Origin of the sequence: Chitinophaga skermanii (assembly GCF_003259335.1) — a bacterium.
GTDB lineage: Bacteria > Bacteroidota > Bacteroidia > Chitinophagales > Chitinophagaceae > Chitinophaga > Chitinophaga skermanii.
This window is the reverse complement of sequence record NZ_QLLL01000007.1, coordinates 16,760-32,527: the sequence shown is the minus strand read 5'-3', so window position 1 is coordinate 32,527 and position 15,768 is coordinate 16,760. Positions and strand designations below refer to the sequence as shown.

Here is a 15,768-nt window from a genome sequence, read left to right as displayed (position 1 = left end):
AATCGTTCAAAGTTAGGCACTAATATATCTATACATTCCGCAAAATAGCCCATTAAAGGTGCATTTGCGGCATATCCATCTTATAAAAATAAGAACAATTCCCGAGGTAGCCGCTTTTCGATTACAGGATACTTTTGACAGTCATTTTTTTCATCATTAATTCTCCCTGCCTTGTAATGAGTAAAGTGGCTTTAGAGCCCACATTTTTCAGTTGATCCCGGAGCACTTGAAGGTTAGAAGAGAAGTTATTATTTACTGCCAAAATCTCGTCTCCCGGCTTAATACCTGCCTTTTCGGCCGGGGAACCCTTAATTACATCTGTAACCATAATTTGGCCGTTTATGAGGTAAATAACTAGCCCGGTATACGAATAATCAAACGGGTCGCGGAAATGCGAGTTTGGCATTAAATAAATTTCTTTTTTTTCGTAGTTAAGGGTAAGGTTGAAGCGACGCAGTAAATCGTTGCCTACCATGCCCGCTAGGAATGGGTAAGAGGTGATATTCGTAATGTCGTCGAACATATAAGTTGGAACATTCCGAAAATTGTAAATTCCCAGTTTAAACTCTTTGATTGTAGTTAAGTACATCGACATTTTTCCACCAAGACCTTGGGCCTCGGTTTGAATAACTTTCGATTTGCGGTGCGGCATAACGGAACTATCCTTCATATAAGCCGTACTTAACAATAGGCACATACCAGCACCTGTGTCGAAGTAATACCTGCCATCGGCCGTATTATTGTTATTCCTGATTGGTGCAGTAACTACAGGAATAGATGACAAAGCGGTTGGCTTCAAGATATAACCACCTCTTGGATATTTAAATTTCCCCTTAGAATACACCCGGATTTCTTCTGTATCATAATCTACTTGTACTATATAACGGTTGAGGAAACTGTACCCAATAATGCCATCAACCTGTATACCATATACTTGGCTGATGAGCTCGTAATCGTTAATGTGGAAATCTAAGGTATCTACGTCTAAACCAGGTAAATGCAAGGTGTGGTTTTCAGCAAACCATAAGTTTTTAGCAGCTACTAAGCCGCGTACAATCTTGTCTGATGGCGATAATTTGAGTCCGAGTCGTACTGCCGTTAAGGTGTCGAGTGAAATCCCTGCGCTGCCGGTGTCTAAAATAAATTGGAGGGTGTCTGGCTTGTCACTAAGCGTGGCCATAATTACAACCACACCGCCATAGAACTGTTGGAATTTAAAGGTCGTAAGCAGTTCCGCATCTTTTTGTGGTGGTGGAGTAGACTTTGGTTGCGCGTGAATATACAGGCTCAAACACGTCAAGAAGCCCAATAGGAGGGGTTGTAGGAGTTTTTTATAACGCATAGAGACGTATTTGTAGGGTGTGTTTATATAAATTTAACATTTACCCACCGTCTTATTAAATATTTTTTGCAAGAAACGTGCTTTTTCATGTATGAACCGTAACCTGGCATTCTTCATCAAAATACTTATTCGAAAACCCTACCTTTGTTTCACTTAAGGTACAAAAGATGAAACTGGAAGAACTATATCGCAAGGCGCAAAACTTTGAGTTTCTTACTGCGGAAGAAGGGATGTTTATGTTTGAAAACGCTCCTTTAACCCAGTTAATGCACATCGCCAACGAATTGCGCAAAAAGCAAGTGCCGCATGGTAAGGTGACCTGGCAAATTGATCGCAATGTAAATACGACCAACGTTTGTATTGCCAACTGCAAATTTTGCAATTTCTACCGCATTCCCGGCCATCCTGAAGCCTATATCACCAGCATAGATGAATATAAGGTGAAGATTGAAGAAACGCTGAAGTACGGCGGCGACCAATTGCTATTGCAAGGCGGCCACCACCCGGAATTGGGCCTCTCTTTCTATGTGGATACTTTTAAACAACTAAAGCAACTCTACCCGAACATGCGTCTCCATGCACTCGGGCCCCCAGAGGTTGCACATATTACCAAGCTGGAAAAAAGCACGCACTACGAAGTACTAAAAGCACTTCAAGAAGCGGGCATGGATAGCTTACCAGGTGCTGGTGCCGAAATTCTAAACGATCGTGTACGCCGACTTATCTCTAAAGGTAAATGTGGTGCTCAAGAGTGGTTAGATGTTATGCGTGCTGCGCATAAACTCAATATCGCTACCAGTGGTACTATGATGTTCGGACACGTGGAAACAATACTCGAAAGATTCCAACACCTCGTGGATATCCGCCAAGTGCAAAGCGAAAAACCTGAAGGCAACTACGGTTTCACCGCTTTCATTCCGTGGACTTTCCAAGATGTAGATACTTTATTAGCGCGTATTCGCGGCGTTCATAACATGACTACCGCCGAAGAATATATCCGTATGATCGCGATGAGTCGCATTATGTTACCTAATATCAAGAATATCCAAGCTTCTTGGTTAACAGTAGGTAAACAAGTAGCACAAATTTGCTTGCATGCCGGGGCGAATGACTTTGGTTCTATTATGATCGAAGAAAACGTTGTTAGCGCGGCAGGTGCTCCACACCGTTTTACATATAAAACAATGCAAGATGCTATCCGCGAAGCGGGCTTTGAACCACAATTGCGAACACAATTGTACCAATTCCGCGAATTACCAGCTCATATACAAGAGCAAGTAGTTAACTATTAATAACAAGCCACTCGCTTATATTTTTAACTGCGATGTTTTAGAAAATACCTTTCTGAAACATCGCAGTTTTTTTTAATTGTTTATTCGTTAACATTTACCATAAAGTATTGTTAAACAACCCTTCATGCTGTTACTTTTTTCTCCTTTTAACGTCCAATAAGTATAAAACATCCAGTACAATAGCTGCGAAAAAAGGAGGATTTATGAAAAAGATAACATGGAGTATGATGATGGTAGCCACCGCACTTGTAATGTTCTTAGCGGCCTGCTCCAGCACGAAAGTCACCTCTTCCTGGAAACAAAACGATGCCCGCATTCAGCAAAACGACAAAGTGATGGTGCTCGCTTTAATTCCTAATAAAGAAGGCGGCCTACGCGCCAATATCGAAAAAGAAATGGTTTTAGCCCTTCAACAAAAAGGCTATAACGCCGTTTCCGCATTCGAAACCTTCGGCCCACAAGCATTTAAGAATTTGAATGAAGAAAGGGCATTGAAAAAATTAGATCGTCAAGGTGTGCAACAAGTAATGACTGTTGTGTTGCTCGACAAATCCAAAGAAAAGAATTATGTACAAGGTAGCCCTTATGGTGGGTTCTACCCTTACTATGGCCGTTTCTGGGGATACTATGGCTACATGTATAACCGCGTGTACAGCCCTGGTTACTATACCGTAGATACAAAGTACTACCTCGAAAGTAATTTGTACGACCTCAACACAAACAAAGTGATTTACTCTGTTCAAACTCAAACATTCGACCCCTCTTCTGCACAACGAATGGCTGTAGTATATAGCCAGAAAGTTGTGAAAGACATGGCTAAACAACAAGTGATTTCTAAAAGATAGTTTCCGTCCATAGTTAAACCGTCATAATCTACCAACGAACGGGCGAGCCGCAAGGCTTGCCTGTTGTTTTTTGCGGCGGATAATAAGATATTTGCAGTATGATGGTCAGCATAGTAATTAACGATCACATTTACCTACAACAACTTAAGTCTAATGATGCGGGGATGCTCTTCGACCTAGTGCAATCTTCGCGAAAAACACTTCGTCGTTTTTTACCATGGGTGGATTATAATACAAAACCCGAGCATTCGCAACGCTTTATTGAATTAATGTTACGCAAAGCCGATCAACAAGAAGCGATTGCATTTGGCATGTGGTATAATGGTGCTTTATGCGGGGTAATGGATTTACATGAATGGGATCCCATTCTCCAGAAAGCAGAAATAGGCTATTGGATCGCTGACCAATTTAGTGGCAAGGGTATTGTATCTGTTTGCTGCAGCGGGTTACTCGATTATGCTTACGCTACCATGCGGCTCAATAAAGTAGAAATTCGATTCGCTTTAGAGAATAAAAAAAGTGGGCGAATTCCTATTAAATTGGGATTTCGGAAAGAAGGTATTTTACGACAAAGTGCTAAGCTACATGGCCAACTTGTAGATATGGTTGTAATGGGAATGTTACGCGAAGATTGGGAAAAGTTCAATAAAGAACAGCCGATGAAGCGAGCGTGGCAAGAAAAGCTCAATAGTGAATAAACCTCGATACAATAAAAAAAGCTCTCTTTAATAGAGAGCTTTTTGTTTATACTAGATATCGCAAATTTTAATCGCCTGGTCGAGCGACGCAATTTTATTCTCCTTCTTAGGAATAAATTCTTGCGCCACAAATCCTTTAAAGCCCGTATCATAAATAGCCTTCATGATAGCAGGGTAGAAGAGTTCTTGTGAATCATCGATTTCGTTCCGCCCTGGTACACCAGCTGTATGGTAGTGTGAAATATATGGATGATAATCGCGGATCGTACGAATTACGTCGCCTTCCATGATTTGCATATGGTAAATGTCGTACAACAATTTAAAACGATCTGATCCGATCGCTTTTGCCAACTCTACACCCCAAACAGTATGATCACACTGGTAATCTTTATGATCGACTTTGCTGTTAAGGAGCTCCATTACAATTGTTACTTTTTTCTTCTCGGCGTAGCTCATTATGCGCTTCAAACCTTGTGCGCAATTAATAATGCCCTGCTCATCACTTAAACCATTACGGTTGCCTGAAAAGCAAATCAATTGTTCAAAACCAGCTTTGCTAGTTTTATCAATTAAATCTTCATAATATTTAACAAGGCCATCATGATGCTCAACACGGTTCCAGCCTTTTGTAATGCCCCAATCTTTATTAATGGCAGCAACAATCGCTACGGTTAATCCATTCTTCTTCACAATGTCAAAATCTGGTGGATCAATTAAATCGATTGCTTCTAAACCTATTTTCTTGGAGGCCTTACAAAGATCATCGAGCTTCATTCCACCGTAGCACCAAGCGCAAACGGAATGGCGAATTTTTCCTTTCAGTTTTTCATCAACAGCAGCTTCATGCGCGGCTACGCGCTTTGTAAGCGAACTGAGCGTGGTAGTGGCCAGCGCTAAAGTGGCGACTTTTTTTATCGCATCGCGGCGAGAATTTGTTCCTGGCATGATATAGAATTGTGGGCTTAATTTAGCTTAAATTAATGGTGTATGCAAGACCCTTATTAATTATTTATGGCACATTCACAGCTGGGCAGTCTCTTTCCGAATATAACTACAATAACTAGTAAAAAGGCTACAGTCATGAATTTTAACTTTGTATTGCAAGCAAAATATTCGTCTCCACTGCGGAAATCACCTTTTTGGTAGGCTATTTGTTTATTATGTATAAAAGGCATTACCATGATTAAAAAATCTACCCCTCATCTCGGTATTTGCATTCTTTTAGATTTGATAGGATGCGCCAGTTATGCCGTTCCTGTTTTAGGCGAAGTGCTCGATGTAATTTGGGCCCCGGTTGCGGCTATTTTATACTACCGCATGTTTAAAGGTACCATTGGTACCTTCGGTGGTTTATTCACATTTATTGAAGAATTGTTTCCAGGTACAGATGTAATTCCAAGCTTCACCCTAGGTTGGATTATACATTTCTTTGCTAATAGGCACAAAAGTGTACCTTTTAACACGGCGAAATAAGCTTATTTAATTGAAGTAGGCATGGCCGCCTTTTTGGGTGCCCCGCCACCGAATTTATTGATGTGAATAATGACTGCTAACATAAAGTAACGCTGCATAACGTCTGTACGAACATCGTCGATGTAGTTTTCGTATACATTCCTTGTTAAGCTTACGTTTTGGTTGAAAATATCATACGCTGTAAAACGTAATTCAGCCATATTATTCTTGAAGAAATTCTTGTAGATATAGCCATTAACAATGGCGTTATTCAAGTCATACCCCTGTGAACGACCAGCGGTATAACTATAGGTAGATGCTGATCCAATATGGATTTTCCCAGGTAAATGCACTGTAAAATTCAATTGACCAGTAGCCGATAAATAGTTGTTATTAGCAGCCTTTGTTAGAGAGGATTTTGCGGAATTATATCCCACGCTACCTGCCACCCCAAGTTCGAGCAATTCCTTATAGTTAAAGTTGAAATTAACCGTCTCCGTTACCGACATGTTCTTTGTTAAATTCTTTTCGCTATTCAAGAAACTCACATCATTCGAATAGCTTAATGCCGTAGCAAATGACAACGAAGCTTTGATCTTCTTCAGGAATAAATTATTCGACAAGAAAGCGCTTACATTATACGCCCCGCTTAAGTTTTCAGGCATAGAATATTGCACACCGTTTTCATCAAAAAACGATTTATTCACAATTTTATTCATCGTTGTAGTACCATTCACACCAAGATTAAATCCACGCATTGTAGCAGGATTGAAGGCGGAGAGATTGATGTTCATATTATGGGTGAAAGATGGTCGTAGGTTGGGGTTACCCGTTACGATATACAAAGAATTAGAACGGTCGACAACGGGCTGCAATTGCTGCAAAGTGGGTTGTTGCGTTTGCCCGTTATAGCTCATATATAATTGCTTATTCCCCGCAAATGTATAATCGAATGTAGCCATAGGAGCGAAATTCACTGTACGTTGATGCGATGTGGAATCTTTTGTTCTATCTAAACTTTGTAAATCGTTTACTTGCATATTTAAACCGAAAACATAATTGTATTTAAGTCGGTTTGTTCTGAAGTTTAATCCAACGTTTTGGAAGCTGGTAGTGTTTTTAAAGGAGTTGCTTAAGCTATCTACAAAGCCTGTATATCCACCTTTCAGCGTGTCCCAATTAAACGTGTTTTTTACATTGCGCATTAAGTTACGGTTATAGCCATAACTAGCTTCTAAGAAGCGGCCATTCCCTACAGGCTCGACATATGTTACACGAACACCCAATGTTTGACCTTTATTATCTGAAAGATTTTGCTGCCTTGTAGTATCTGCCACATCATTATTCAGAGAGTCTTTCAACAACCGGGCAGAATTTAAATAGCCTATTCTATCGCTACTGTTATTGCCAAATGTTAACATGGTGTTCAACGACCTTCCTTTTTTTGCAAACTTTTTCCGGTACATCAAGTTCATATTCACATTAGGTGTGGTAGATTCGTTTGTTGTGTTATCTAAGCCTTTGTTGCGCATGGTGTTGGTCACACTCGATATTTCGAAGTTGTTTAGCGTGTTGGTGTTGGTTCGGTTATAACTCACCGAAGGCGACCAAATCAACATCTGTGTTGAATCGATGGTATATTCAAACCTTGCTCCAAAGCGATGGGCTTCTGTTTGATTTAAATTTTGAGAGTTAGAACGATTGTATTTCGTAGAATCAACAGAAAAATATTCGCGGTTATTGGAACGTTGCATCAGCATCTCGTTCTTCGAGAAGTTGTAGCTTGCATTCACACGCAGTTTTTTTGTTACGTCGCTATTATAGGTAAATCCAAGATTCTTCGTCTTTAATTGTCCTGCCATGCTTGCTCCACCGGGAGGAACATTCCCCATAGTGCCATTCAGCATAATTTGCTGCGGGCCATTAAAGCGGTTCAGGTTCATACCAACTAAATATCTTTCATCATTACCACCGGCAGCATTTACATTACCATATACACCTTTCCTTCGATCTGCTTTCAATACAATATTTAAAGCCTTCACTTTCTTTCCAGATACACCCGATAGTTCATTATCCCGCGACTGCTTGTCGATTATTTGAATACGATCAACAATATCGGCTGGCAAGTTTTTGGTAGCTGTTTTGGGATCGTCCGAAAACAAGGGGCGGCCGTCTAGCATTAGTTCTGGAATAGGCTCCCCGTTGTAAGTTAACGACCCATCGGCTTCCAATTTTAAGCCGGGCATCTTTTTCAGTAATTCTTCCAGTAATGCGTTGGGTTGCGTTTTGAAGGAACCTGCATTGTATTCAACAGTATCTTTTTTCACAACCATAGGTGGTCGTTGTTGTACAATTTCAACTCCTGCTAAGGTTACATTCTTCATGTTCATGAATATGTCGCCGAGCTGTACAATTGTCGTAGTATCTTGATAATTGATAGCTTGGGTAAACGTTTCATACCCCATAAACTGCACCTTTAGTTTATACTGTCCTCCATGTTGTGCTGCAATAGTAAAATCACCGGATACGGCCGCAGCCGTGTTACTATGCATCGTTGAGTCCTTTGCATTGAGCATAATCACAATAGCGCCGGGAAGTGGTTCACGGGAGCTGAAATCTAATACCCTTCCTTTAACATGCAGTTGTTTTTGCTGCCCTTGGGCAACAAAAAACGAGGTGAACAGCAATAAAAAAAGGAATATTGGCTTCATGTAGTCGGTCCCGTGCTTTAATGATTAACTTTTTCGTTCGAATAACATTGCGCCATCATGCAAATTGGGTAACAAAACACCACATTCTGCTCTCTATCGCTCCACTTTTTACACTCAGTTCATGCGCAAATGTTGATCAATTTACTGTGTTTCCCTGTTGCAGCCTTGCAGTATTACGCTTGCGGCTACACGCTTTGACAGGTGGAAAATTAACAGGTATTCAAATATTTACGGGTTAATATTTGTTAAAATAATCTTACTTTTTAAACGAGAAACCCGCATCAACGCCGCAACGGGATTCTGTTAATTAATGTTAAGGGAGATAGGAATCCCACCAGGGATTAAATAGATTTGTACAGATAGAACATAGCGAACATGCGCAATCGTATTAGGAATATTACAATTTTAATGGTGACTTGTATTATTGTAGTCTTTTGTTTTCAAGCCTACTTTTTATACAAGTCTTACGCTTTTCACCTCGATCAATTTGGGCGTGAAATTAACGATGCTATGCGTACGGCTGTTTTCAATAAACAGTTTGCGGATGTGCGAAGAATTGTGCGGTATGGGAATAACGATACTACACAAAATGATCTTCCTAAAGAAGTTCGTCAACTATTAAATGCAGATAAGCGTAACGAGGGCAAACCTTACCGCGAATTGAAAATTTATTTAAACGATTCTACTAGGCAAACAGCGAAGTTAGACTCTAGTGCACATGTATACGTAGATACATTAGCAAAGCAGATCTCGGAAATCCTTATTATCAATAATATTTACGGGAATCGCTTTAGCTTGAAAAGATTGGATTCGGTGTTCACAACGGAATTAGTGAACCGTGGGATTACATCCGCACACAGGCTAGATACATTCCACATCGATTTCAACAATTTTGCACGGGAAAGCTTTAGAGATAGCTTACATATAAGAGAAGCTTTTAAAACTTCTAAAACGCCCTTCAACCCAATAAGTAACTTATTCGTTCAAGCATCGTTCGAAACACCGGTGCCCTATATATTAAAGCAAATGATGTGGACGCTGATCAGCTCTGTACTCGTGCTGATTCTTACTTCCATCAGCATGATATACATGATGCGAACAATCCTCAAACAGAAAAAACTGAGCGAGGTTAAAAACGATTTCATCAATAACATGACCCACGAGTTGAAAACACCTATTGCCACTGTATACGCAGCAGTAGAAGCTATGCAAAATTTCAACGCGTTAAACGATCAACAAAAAACAGAGAACTACCTCAATATCAGCAAGCAACAATTACAACGCTTGTCGGATTTAGTGGAGAAAGTATTACATATTGCCGCCGAAGAAAAAGAAACGATCGACTTATACCCAGAAGACGTAGACATGTTAGAAATTATTACCAGTATTGTGAATAACCACGAACTGAAGGCTAACAAGCCAGTTAATTTCCACATCGAAGTGCCAGAAGATGCATTTATAATGGCGGACAAAACCCATTTATCCAACGCGATTAATAACCTCGTGGATAATGCAATTAAATACTCGAAAGAACAAGCGGATATCACAATCCGTATTTATAAGCAGGAAAATAATTGGAAGATCGTAGTAAAAGATAAAGGTATTGGTATCCCGAAAAGCTATCAAGACACGATTTTCGAAAAGTTCTTCCGCGTGCCAACAGGCGACTTGCATAATGTTAAAGGCTTTGGTTTAGGCCTTAGTTATGTGAAGAAGATTGTTGACATGCATACCGGCACTATTACGGTTCATTCAGAACCTAATAGTGGCAGCGAATTCATTATTACTATTCCTGCGTAAAATGTAAATATTATGGCGAAAGTTTTATTAGTAGAAGATGAATTCACCTTGGGCCAGATTGTTAAAGACAGCCTGGAAACCCGCGGTTTTACCATGTTCTATGCGAAAGATGGTCAAGAAGGGTTGAAAATGTACCAAGAACACAAACCCGATGTAATCGTATTGGATATCATGATGCCTAATCTCGACGGCTTCACTTTAACCACCGAGATTCGCAAAACTGATAAAAATACGCCTATTATTTTCTTAACGGCAAAGTCACAAACAGCCGATGTAGTGAAAGGTTTTGAATTAGGAGGGAACGATTACCTAAAGAAACCCTTCAGCATGGATGAACTTATCGTGCGGATTAAATCACTGTTGAACCGCTTCGGACAACAAAAACCCGCACTAGAACAAGATGAAAACACTATCCATATTGGTCAATACGCTTTCAACTTCAACCGTCAAACCCTCACGCGCCATAATGTAATCGAATTTCTTTCTCACCGCGAGGCTGAAATTTTGCGCCGCTTAGCACAAAATCCTAATGATGTTGTGGAGCGCAAACCTATCCTTATCGACTTATGGGGCGATGATACTTTCTTTAATGCCCGTAGCATGGATGTGTTTATCACGAAGCTTCGCAGGTATTTAAAAGACGATCCAAGAATTCAAATCGTAAATGTACGAGGCGTGGGTTACAAACTTATTATGTAAAAACCTTACAACCACAACTATTATACGCAAAAAGTCGCCCCAGTTGGGCGACTTTTGTTGTTTTATATGGTATGTCCCTGGTTATTTCTTTGTTTTCTCCACTTGCTCGATTAAGTCGTATTCATACATACTAGCATCGGCAGGAGCGGGGTTGCGTAATTTGCGATTTACGCGCAGCTTATATCGGTTTCCTTTTTCATATTTGAAACCATTAATGGGCGCCGATAAGGTTTCGAATTTTCCTTTACCTGGGTTCATAAATTTATCGCCATACACTACGTAAAAGCATTTAAGTTTTTCACCCATTCCACCTTTGCATTCTACCTCGTCATCCACCCAAACAATTAACTCCTTATCTACCGGTGCTGGTTTGTCTTTTGCGGTTAACACCAATCCATCGCTACCGTAAGCATTGCCAGTATATATTAAGCTATTGCCATCTTTTTTGAACCGAAGCGTATCCTTTGTACTATTACCGCTACCAACAGTAACCGTTGTAACGATTATAGCAGTACTATCTTCTTTCTTCCAATCTCCTTTATCAACTATTTCTGGCGTTTGATTATGGTAATCTGTTAGCATCGTTGCTTGTCCGCCTGGTTCAAGCTCAAGACCAATCGTGCGGCCAGGGCTTGAAGCAGCCGCTAAACTTGCCTCGTAATAGCCTTCAATAGGCGTTACGGTAGAAGTGGTAGCTGGAGTAATAGCAGTGCTGTCGGCGGTGCTGGCTTTATTTGCATTTTGACAAGCAGAAAATCCCGTTAGTACGGCAGCTGCAAGCAGGATTGTAGTTTTCATGATATTGTTGTTTTCGTGTAATGGATTGATAAATAACAGAATAAGGTGTGTTCGGTTCAGAATATGGAAATTTTGTATTTTGAAGTCTCTATACTATGCGCACTATTCCTATTTCCATTATTTTACTGGTGGTTTCGTTGTGTCTTTTTTCTTGTAAAGAAGAAAAGAAAAAAACCAAACCCGCTAATACTCCTAAACAAACAACCCAACCCGGTCAAGCTAAGTCCATTGATTTGCAAAAATTGAACCGTAAAGCAACGGAACTTAAACAATATGCCACTACAAAGGGTTTCAACACACACTATGCTTTCTTTATCGACTTTAATGTACATAGTGGACGGAAGCGATTCGTGCTATACGACCTGGAAAATATGAAACCTATCAGTAAAAGTCTCGTGGCACATGGGCAGGGTAGCAATTATATGAACGAAGAAGTAGAGTTTTCAAATATTGTAAATAGTAACTGCTCATCTCCAGGCAAGTATAAAATCGGTCTAAAATACTCAGGAAGATTTGGTACAGCGTACAAACTGCACGGTTTAGATGCTACTAACAGTCGTGCGTTTGAGCGGTTCGTGGTTTTACACGGTCATTCATGTGTACCAAGTGATGAAACATGGGTAGGCATATGTAGAAGCGACGGTTGCCCTACCTTAAACTACGATTACTTCAAAAAAGTACAACCCATCATAGACCAAAGTCGCAAGCCTGTACTACTTTATATTTACAAATAAAAAAGCCTCCCTGGAAAGGAAGGCCGATTATAGATAGGTTAAATGGGTAATCCAAAAACACTATTGAGACTATTTATTTTACATCCTCCAGCAAATTGCATTCATAAATGCGAGCAGGGGAGATGACTAATTCTTTAAAAGGAATATTTTTACCATAGCGGCGCTCTAACTCTTTCTTCACTAGCGGACTTGATAAGTCGAACTCTTCTAATCGCTGTAAGGTACCCAGTTCTAAACCGGTTAATTCTTTATAGATCTTCCACACTAATTCACTACAATAAATCCGATCATTCGACCATTCAAAATAAGCATCGTAATCTTTACCGTTATATTGTAACGCAACTCTGTGCATATTTTTCATCACTTCCGGGGTAAGAACAGTAGCGGCATTTTTCAAACGTTTTACAGCATACTTTCCATTACTACGGGCAATCCATTCTTCGAAAGTTGTACTAGAAACAGGTTGTACTGCTTCATATACCATCCATTTTCCTTCAATGTTATACAACATTCCGCAGTGCGAATATGGCGAATGGGTGGCCATTTCTATAGCTTTGCATTGCGGTGAAATGTTAGATTGGAAAACAATATCACCATCATGAAAAACAGGGTGCTGTAAAGATGTGGCCTTCTTAATTGGTATAACAGCCATAGAAGTAGCTTTATACACAACAAAACAGCCGAATAGCATCACAACCAAGAAGCCGGCAAGAAGCTTAATACGTTTCATTACAGCAAGATTTATTAGTGCATACAGCCCATGAACATTTTAACGGGTAAAACGTGTGCATGAGGTTGCGTTGATTGAATGCGTTGAACGACTTTTAATGCTTCACTTTTATTCTCAAAAATTCCTACTACTAAACCCATTTTTCGGGGTGAAACAATCTCTCTATCCTCGAAAAAGTTCATTTGCTCGATACTAATAGAAGGATCGTAACCCCTTCTTGGAAATGGTTCTCCGGCATACATTTGATCTTCATCATTTTCATGTAGAATGATGAGTTTCTTTTCCTCGTTATAATAACGGTTCATTGTATCGATAGTGAACTGGAAGCTTTTGTGTAGTGAAAACAATCCTGTATGTAATTGTTGATAATTATCGCTAGTGTCTGCTACCACCATAAACCCTTCAATGGTTTCATCGTCAACCGAAGGTTCGGCTGTTGCAAATGTGTCCTTTGCATACTGGGTTTCATCGGCGATAGTTTGCCCAAGTGCAGCCCCTCCTGTTATAGAAGAATCTTTTTGTGTTGATGTTGAGCTGCTCGCATTGATATTATTGCATGCAGCCGTAAATGCCGCAATAGCAAACAATACGACAACGGCAGAAACTACATTTTTCCTCATAGCGTTTGATAGAATACTGCCACAATTTACACGCTGAAACTACTATAAAGAAAAAAATGAATACAAAATATCGTTAAATCTTTATACAATCGGCAAATTTCCCCCTGGTATCATTTTACTACTTATTGATATTATATTAACATTTAAGTAAGTAGATGCTTGCTGGATGGGAAGATCATTTTCGTACTAAAATTTGACGTTTTCCAATTCAGTTTCGCTTAACAGAAATTTTACAAGCATTTTTAATCTCCCTCATTATCACTGCCTTACCTTTGCGTAGTCCATTTAAAACATATGTTCTCCCACATATCCGTTGTAAGCAATATATAAGTCATATATATTTATACCCGCCGACTAACTAAGTATTTGCCAACTTTTTAAACCAGATCAACATGAGAGGGTATTCACCCAACATGGTGTTGATGGTAATAGTAATCCTATTGTCTGTTATAGGATGTTCTAAGGGCGACCTGACGGAAACAATTCCGCCTACCATCAATCCAACCGACACTACCGTGGCCAACATGAACAATACGGCCAACCAAACTGTACTCGTTCAATTAGTGAACGCAGTACGCGCCAAAGGCTGCAACTGTGGAGATTTATATATGCCCCCAGTTGCCCCGATTAAATGGAATAGAACATTAGAAAAAGTAGCTTGGATCAAAAGTAAAGACATGCTGGATAACAATTATTTCGCTCACCGCTCTCCCGATGGGATCGAGGCCGACGATATAATTAACCGCATGGGGTACAAATGGCACATGTACGGCGAAAATCTTGCTGTAGGTACGCTAAATGAAGAACAACTTGTACAAAGTTGGTTAAACAGTCCTAGTCACTGTATGACAATCATGAACCCGGCTTATACCGAGATGGGGGTAGCGCAAGCTAACTATTTTTGGAGCCAAATTATGGCTGAACCACAAGCAAACAATACCGCCCGCTAAACGCATGTATTAATTTTTTTAAGTATTACTCACTGGCTACAACGCCCAGTGGGTAATACTTTCAGCCATTAACTAAATATTTACAAAGCTGCGCTTGATATTCCAATTTGCGCTCATATCTTTGAACTCTGTAATAATTATTTAGCCCCATCCTCTGCACAAAATCTTTTCGACCAAATAATTTTACTCGTTCCTATTTAGAACCCAGTACCAAATTTTTTCATTAAAATTTTCACTGGGATGTACCCATATTTGCTTAAAACAGCAACTGTTGTAACCTCGTTATTTTTTCTAGTAATGGCCACTTCGTGCGAGAAAATCGATTTCATTCCCGCACCTACGCCACAACAACCAAAACCGGTAGAACCTGCTACCGATCCCGATCATCCACCTACCGTGACGATCATTGCCAACAACATTAATAAAGACACGCTGCTTTATTTAGTAAATACCGCGCGCGCCAAAGGCTGCAATTGCGGTGGTACTATTATGCCACCAGTTCCACCTGTTAAATGGAATGATTTATTGGAATATGCTTCTGTTGCTCACTCAAAAGATATGTACGACAAAGGTTATTTCGATCATATTAGCCTCGACGGAAAAAATCCCGGCCAGCGCATAGAATCCGTGGGGTATAATTGGTGGTATTATGCAGAAAATATCGCTAAAGGACCAAGCACGGAAGTCGTAGTTATCACCGGCTGGCTAAATAGTCCCGGTCATTGCAAAAACCTCATGGATGCTAAGTTCAAAGAAATGGGCGTAGGAAAATACGGTAGTTATTGGACGCAGTCTTTTGCTTCTACAACTAAATAATTAAGGATGTGGCACTTTTTTGCTCCACATCTTGTACACAAAATAAAGATATACACCCATACTAGCGATGAACCAAATATAAAAGATGGTCATCAATAGGGGAGTGGAATAGGTGGGATCGCCGAAACCTAAATATAGGCCAACGAAAGCATCAAATATCAATAAGAAAAATCCGAAAAATACCGTGCGAATAATCCTGGAAAAGTATTTAAACGTTTCCATGTCGAACGGCGGCTTCGGCTCTTCTTGCAGGTTGCGATTTTCTTCCATGGTCACGATTT

At 40.0% G+C, this 15,768-nt stretch carries 16 protein-coding genes; 9 read left to right on the top strand and 7 right to left on the bottom strand.

The genetic code is table 11. The annotated features are described in order from the left end of the window. Positions 1-121: 121 nt before the first annotated feature. Complete coding sequence (locus LX64_RS18300) at positions 122-1,342, bottom strand: retropepsin-like aspartic protease (protein ID WP_111599147.1); 1,221 nt, start codon at positions 1,340-1,342, stop codon at positions 122-124. A gap of 167 nt (positions 1,343-1,509) precedes the next feature. Here LX64_RS18300 and mqnC point away from each other — a divergent pair, with 167 nt between their 5' ends. The 3 genes from mqnC (at position 1,510) to LX64_RS18285 (ending at position 4,177) form a co-directional block, all read left to right on the top strand. Then, positions 1,510-2,634 carry a cyclic dehypoxanthinyl futalosine synthase gene (gene mqnC / locus LX64_RS18295; RefSeq protein ID WP_111599146.1) on the top strand — a complete coding sequence of 375 codons (1,125 nt, stop codon included), beginning with the start codon at positions 1,510-1,512 and terminating at the stop codon, positions 2,632-2,634. A 203-nt stretch (positions 2,635-2,837) separates the two neighbouring features. Then, on the top strand, positions 2,838-3,479 hold the full coding sequence (locus LX64_RS18290) for a DUF4136 domain-containing protein (protein ID WP_148707373.1): 642 nt from the start codon (positions 2,838-2,840) through the stop codon (positions 3,477-3,479). A gap of 98 nt (positions 3,480-3,577) precedes the next feature. Further along, positions 3,578-4,177: a GNAT family N-acetyltransferase gene (locus LX64_RS18285; protein WP_111599144.1), complete on the top strand. Its 600-nt coding sequence runs from the start codon at positions 3,578-3,580 to the stop codon at positions 4,175-4,177. Positions 4,178-4,228: 51 nt separating this feature from the next. Here the strand turns inward: LX64_RS18285 and LX64_RS18280 are convergent, their stop codons facing one another. Next, entirely contained in the window at positions 4,229-5,122 is an 894-nt protein-coding gene (locus LX64_RS18280; protein WP_111599143.1) for a hydroxypyruvate isomerase family protein, read from the bottom strand. A 484-nt stretch (positions 5,123-5,606) separates the two neighbouring features. Here LX64_RS18280 and LX64_RS26500 point away from each other — a divergent pair, with 484 nt between their 5' ends. Then, entirely contained in the window at positions 5,607-5,660 is a 54-nt protein-coding gene (locus LX64_RS26500; RefSeq protein WP_394337183.1) for a hypothetical protein, read from the top strand. On the opposite strand, the gene LX64_RS18265 is transcribed toward LX64_RS26500, so the two are convergent. Continuing rightward, positions 5,653-8,340 (bottom strand): outer membrane beta-barrel protein, encoded by a 2,688-nt coding sequence (locus LX64_RS18265; protein WP_111599140.1) that lies wholly within the window; start codon positions 8,338-8,340, stop codon positions 5,653-5,655. The two genes, LX64_RS26500 and LX64_RS18265, sit on opposite strands and share 8 nt — an antisense overlap. A 510-nt stretch (positions 8,341-8,850) precedes the next feature. Here LX64_RS18265 and LX64_RS18260 point away from each other — a divergent pair. Further along, positions 8,851-10,140, top strand: a complete 1,290-nt coding sequence (locus LX64_RS18260) for a sensor histidine kinase (RefSeq protein WP_158538670.1) — start codon at positions 8,851-8,853, stop codon at positions 10,138-10,140. Between the two features lie 12 nt (positions 10,141-10,152). Further along, positions 10,153-10,839, top strand: a complete 687-nt coding sequence (locus LX64_RS18255) for a response regulator transcription factor (RefSeq protein ID WP_111599138.1) — start codon at positions 10,153-10,155, stop codon at positions 10,837-10,839. A gap of 81 nt (positions 10,840-10,920) precedes the next feature. On the opposite strand, the gene LX64_RS18250 is transcribed toward LX64_RS18255, so the two are convergent. After that, the gene (locus tag LX64_RS18250) at positions 10,921-11,637 is read right to left on the bottom strand and encodes a DUF4377 domain-containing protein (protein WP_111599137.1); all 717 of its coding nucleotides are present in this window, start codon (positions 11,635-11,637) and stop codon (positions 10,921-10,923) included. A gap of 95 nt (positions 11,638-11,732) precedes the next feature. On the opposite strand from LX64_RS18250, the gene LX64_RS18245 reads away from it, so the two are divergent. Then, positions 11,733-12,371 carry a murein L,D-transpeptidase catalytic domain-containing protein gene (locus tag LX64_RS18245; RefSeq protein ID WP_111599136.1) on the top strand — a complete coding sequence of 213 codons (639 nt, stop codon included), beginning with the start codon at positions 11,733-11,735 and terminating at the stop codon, positions 12,369-12,371. A 73-nt stretch (positions 12,372-12,444) separates the two neighbouring features. Here the strand turns inward: LX64_RS18245 and LX64_RS18240 are convergent, their stop codons facing one another. Together LX64_RS18240 and LX64_RS18235 are read right to left on the bottom strand one after the other, a co-directional pair. Then, positions 12,445-13,101, bottom strand: a complete 657-nt coding sequence (locus LX64_RS18240) for a YiiX family permuted papain-like enzyme (protein ID WP_111599135.1) — start codon at positions 13,099-13,101, stop codon at positions 12,445-12,447. 14 nt (positions 13,102-13,115) lie between these two features. Next, entirely contained in the window at positions 13,116-13,721 is a 606-nt protein-coding gene (locus LX64_RS18235) for a hypothetical protein (RefSeq protein WP_111599134.1), read from the bottom strand. A 392-nt stretch (positions 13,722-14,113) separates the two neighbouring features. Here LX64_RS18235 and LX64_RS18230 point away from each other — a divergent pair, with 392 nt between their 5' ends. Both LX64_RS18230 and LX64_RS18225 read left to right on the top strand, forming a co-directional pair. Continuing rightward, entirely contained in the window at positions 14,114-14,671 is a 558-nt protein-coding gene (locus LX64_RS18230; protein ID WP_111599133.1) for a CAP domain-containing protein, read from the top strand. Between the two features lie 240 nt (positions 14,672-14,911). Next, the gene (locus tag LX64_RS18225) at positions 14,912-15,487 is read left to right on the top strand and encodes a CAP domain-containing protein (RefSeq protein WP_111599132.1); all 576 of its coding nucleotides are present in this window, start codon (positions 14,912-14,914) and stop codon (positions 15,485-15,487) included. On the opposite strand, the gene LX64_RS18220 is transcribed toward LX64_RS18225, so the two are convergent. Continuing rightward, positions 15,488-15,757 carry a hypothetical protein gene (locus LX64_RS18220; RefSeq protein WP_148707372.1) on the bottom strand — a complete coding sequence of 90 codons (270 nt, stop codon included), beginning with the start codon at positions 15,755-15,757 and terminating at the stop codon, positions 15,488-15,490. Positions 15,758-15,768: the final 11 nt, after the last annotated feature.

Excerpts from the sequence above, each read along its gene's own strand:
- LX64_RS18250 (WP_111599137.1), bottom strand. The coding sequence starts at position 11,637 with ATGAAAACTACAATCCTGCTTGCAGCTGCCGTACTAACGGGATTTTCT.
- LX64_RS18265 (WP_111599140.1), bottom strand. The coding sequence starts at position 8,340 with ATGAAGCCAATATTCCTTTTTTTATTGCTGTTCACCTCGTTTTTTGTT.
- LX64_RS18225 (WP_111599132.1), top strand. The coding sequence starts at position 14,912 with ATGTACCCATATTTGCTTAAAACAGCAACTGTTGTAACCTCGTTATTT.
- LX64_RS18255 (WP_111599138.1), top strand. The coding sequence starts at position 10,153 with ATGGCGAAAGTTTTATTAGTAGAAGATGAATTCACCTTGGGCCAGATT.
- LX64_RS18240 (WP_111599135.1), bottom strand. The coding sequence starts at position 13,101 with ATGAAACGTATTAAGCTTCTTGCCGGCTTCTTGGTTGTGATGCTATTC.
- LX64_RS18230 (WP_111599133.1), top strand. The coding sequence starts at position 14,114 with ATGAGAGGGTATTCACCCAACATGGTGTTGATGGTAATAGTAATCCTA.
- LX64_RS18235 (WP_111599134.1), bottom strand. The coding sequence starts at position 13,721 with ATGAGGAAAAATGTAGTTTCTGCCGTTGTCGTATTGTTTGCTATTGCG.
- LX64_RS18300 (WP_111599147.1), bottom strand. The coding sequence starts at position 1,342 with ATGCGTTATAAAAAACTCCTACAACCCCTCCTATTGGGCTTCTTGACG.
- LX64_RS18260 (WP_158538670.1), top strand. The coding sequence starts at position 8,851 with ATGCGTACGGCTGTTTTCAATAAACAGTTTGCGGATGTGCGAAGAATT.
- LX64_RS18290 (WP_148707373.1), top strand. The coding sequence starts at position 2,838 with ATGAAAAAGATAACATGGAGTATGATGATGGTAGCCACCGCACTTGTA.
- LX64_RS18245 (WP_111599136.1), top strand. The coding sequence starts at position 11,733 with ATGCGCACTATTCCTATTTCCATTATTTTACTGGTGGTTTCGTTGTGT.
- LX64_RS18220 (WP_148707372.1), bottom strand. The coding sequence starts at position 15,757 with ATGGAAGAAAATCGCAACCTGCAAGAAGAGCCGAAGCCGCCGTTCGAC.
- LX64_RS18280 (WP_111599143.1), bottom strand. The coding sequence starts at position 5,122 with ATGCCAGGAACAAATTCTCGCCGCGATGCGATAAAAAAAGTCGCCACT.
- LX64_RS18285 (WP_111599144.1), top strand. The coding sequence starts at position 3,578 with ATGATGGTCAGCATAGTAATTAACGATCACATTTACCTACAACAACTT.
- mqnC (WP_111599146.1), top strand. The coding sequence starts at position 1,510 with ATGAAACTGGAAGAACTATATCGCAAGGCGCAAAACTTTGAGTTTCTT.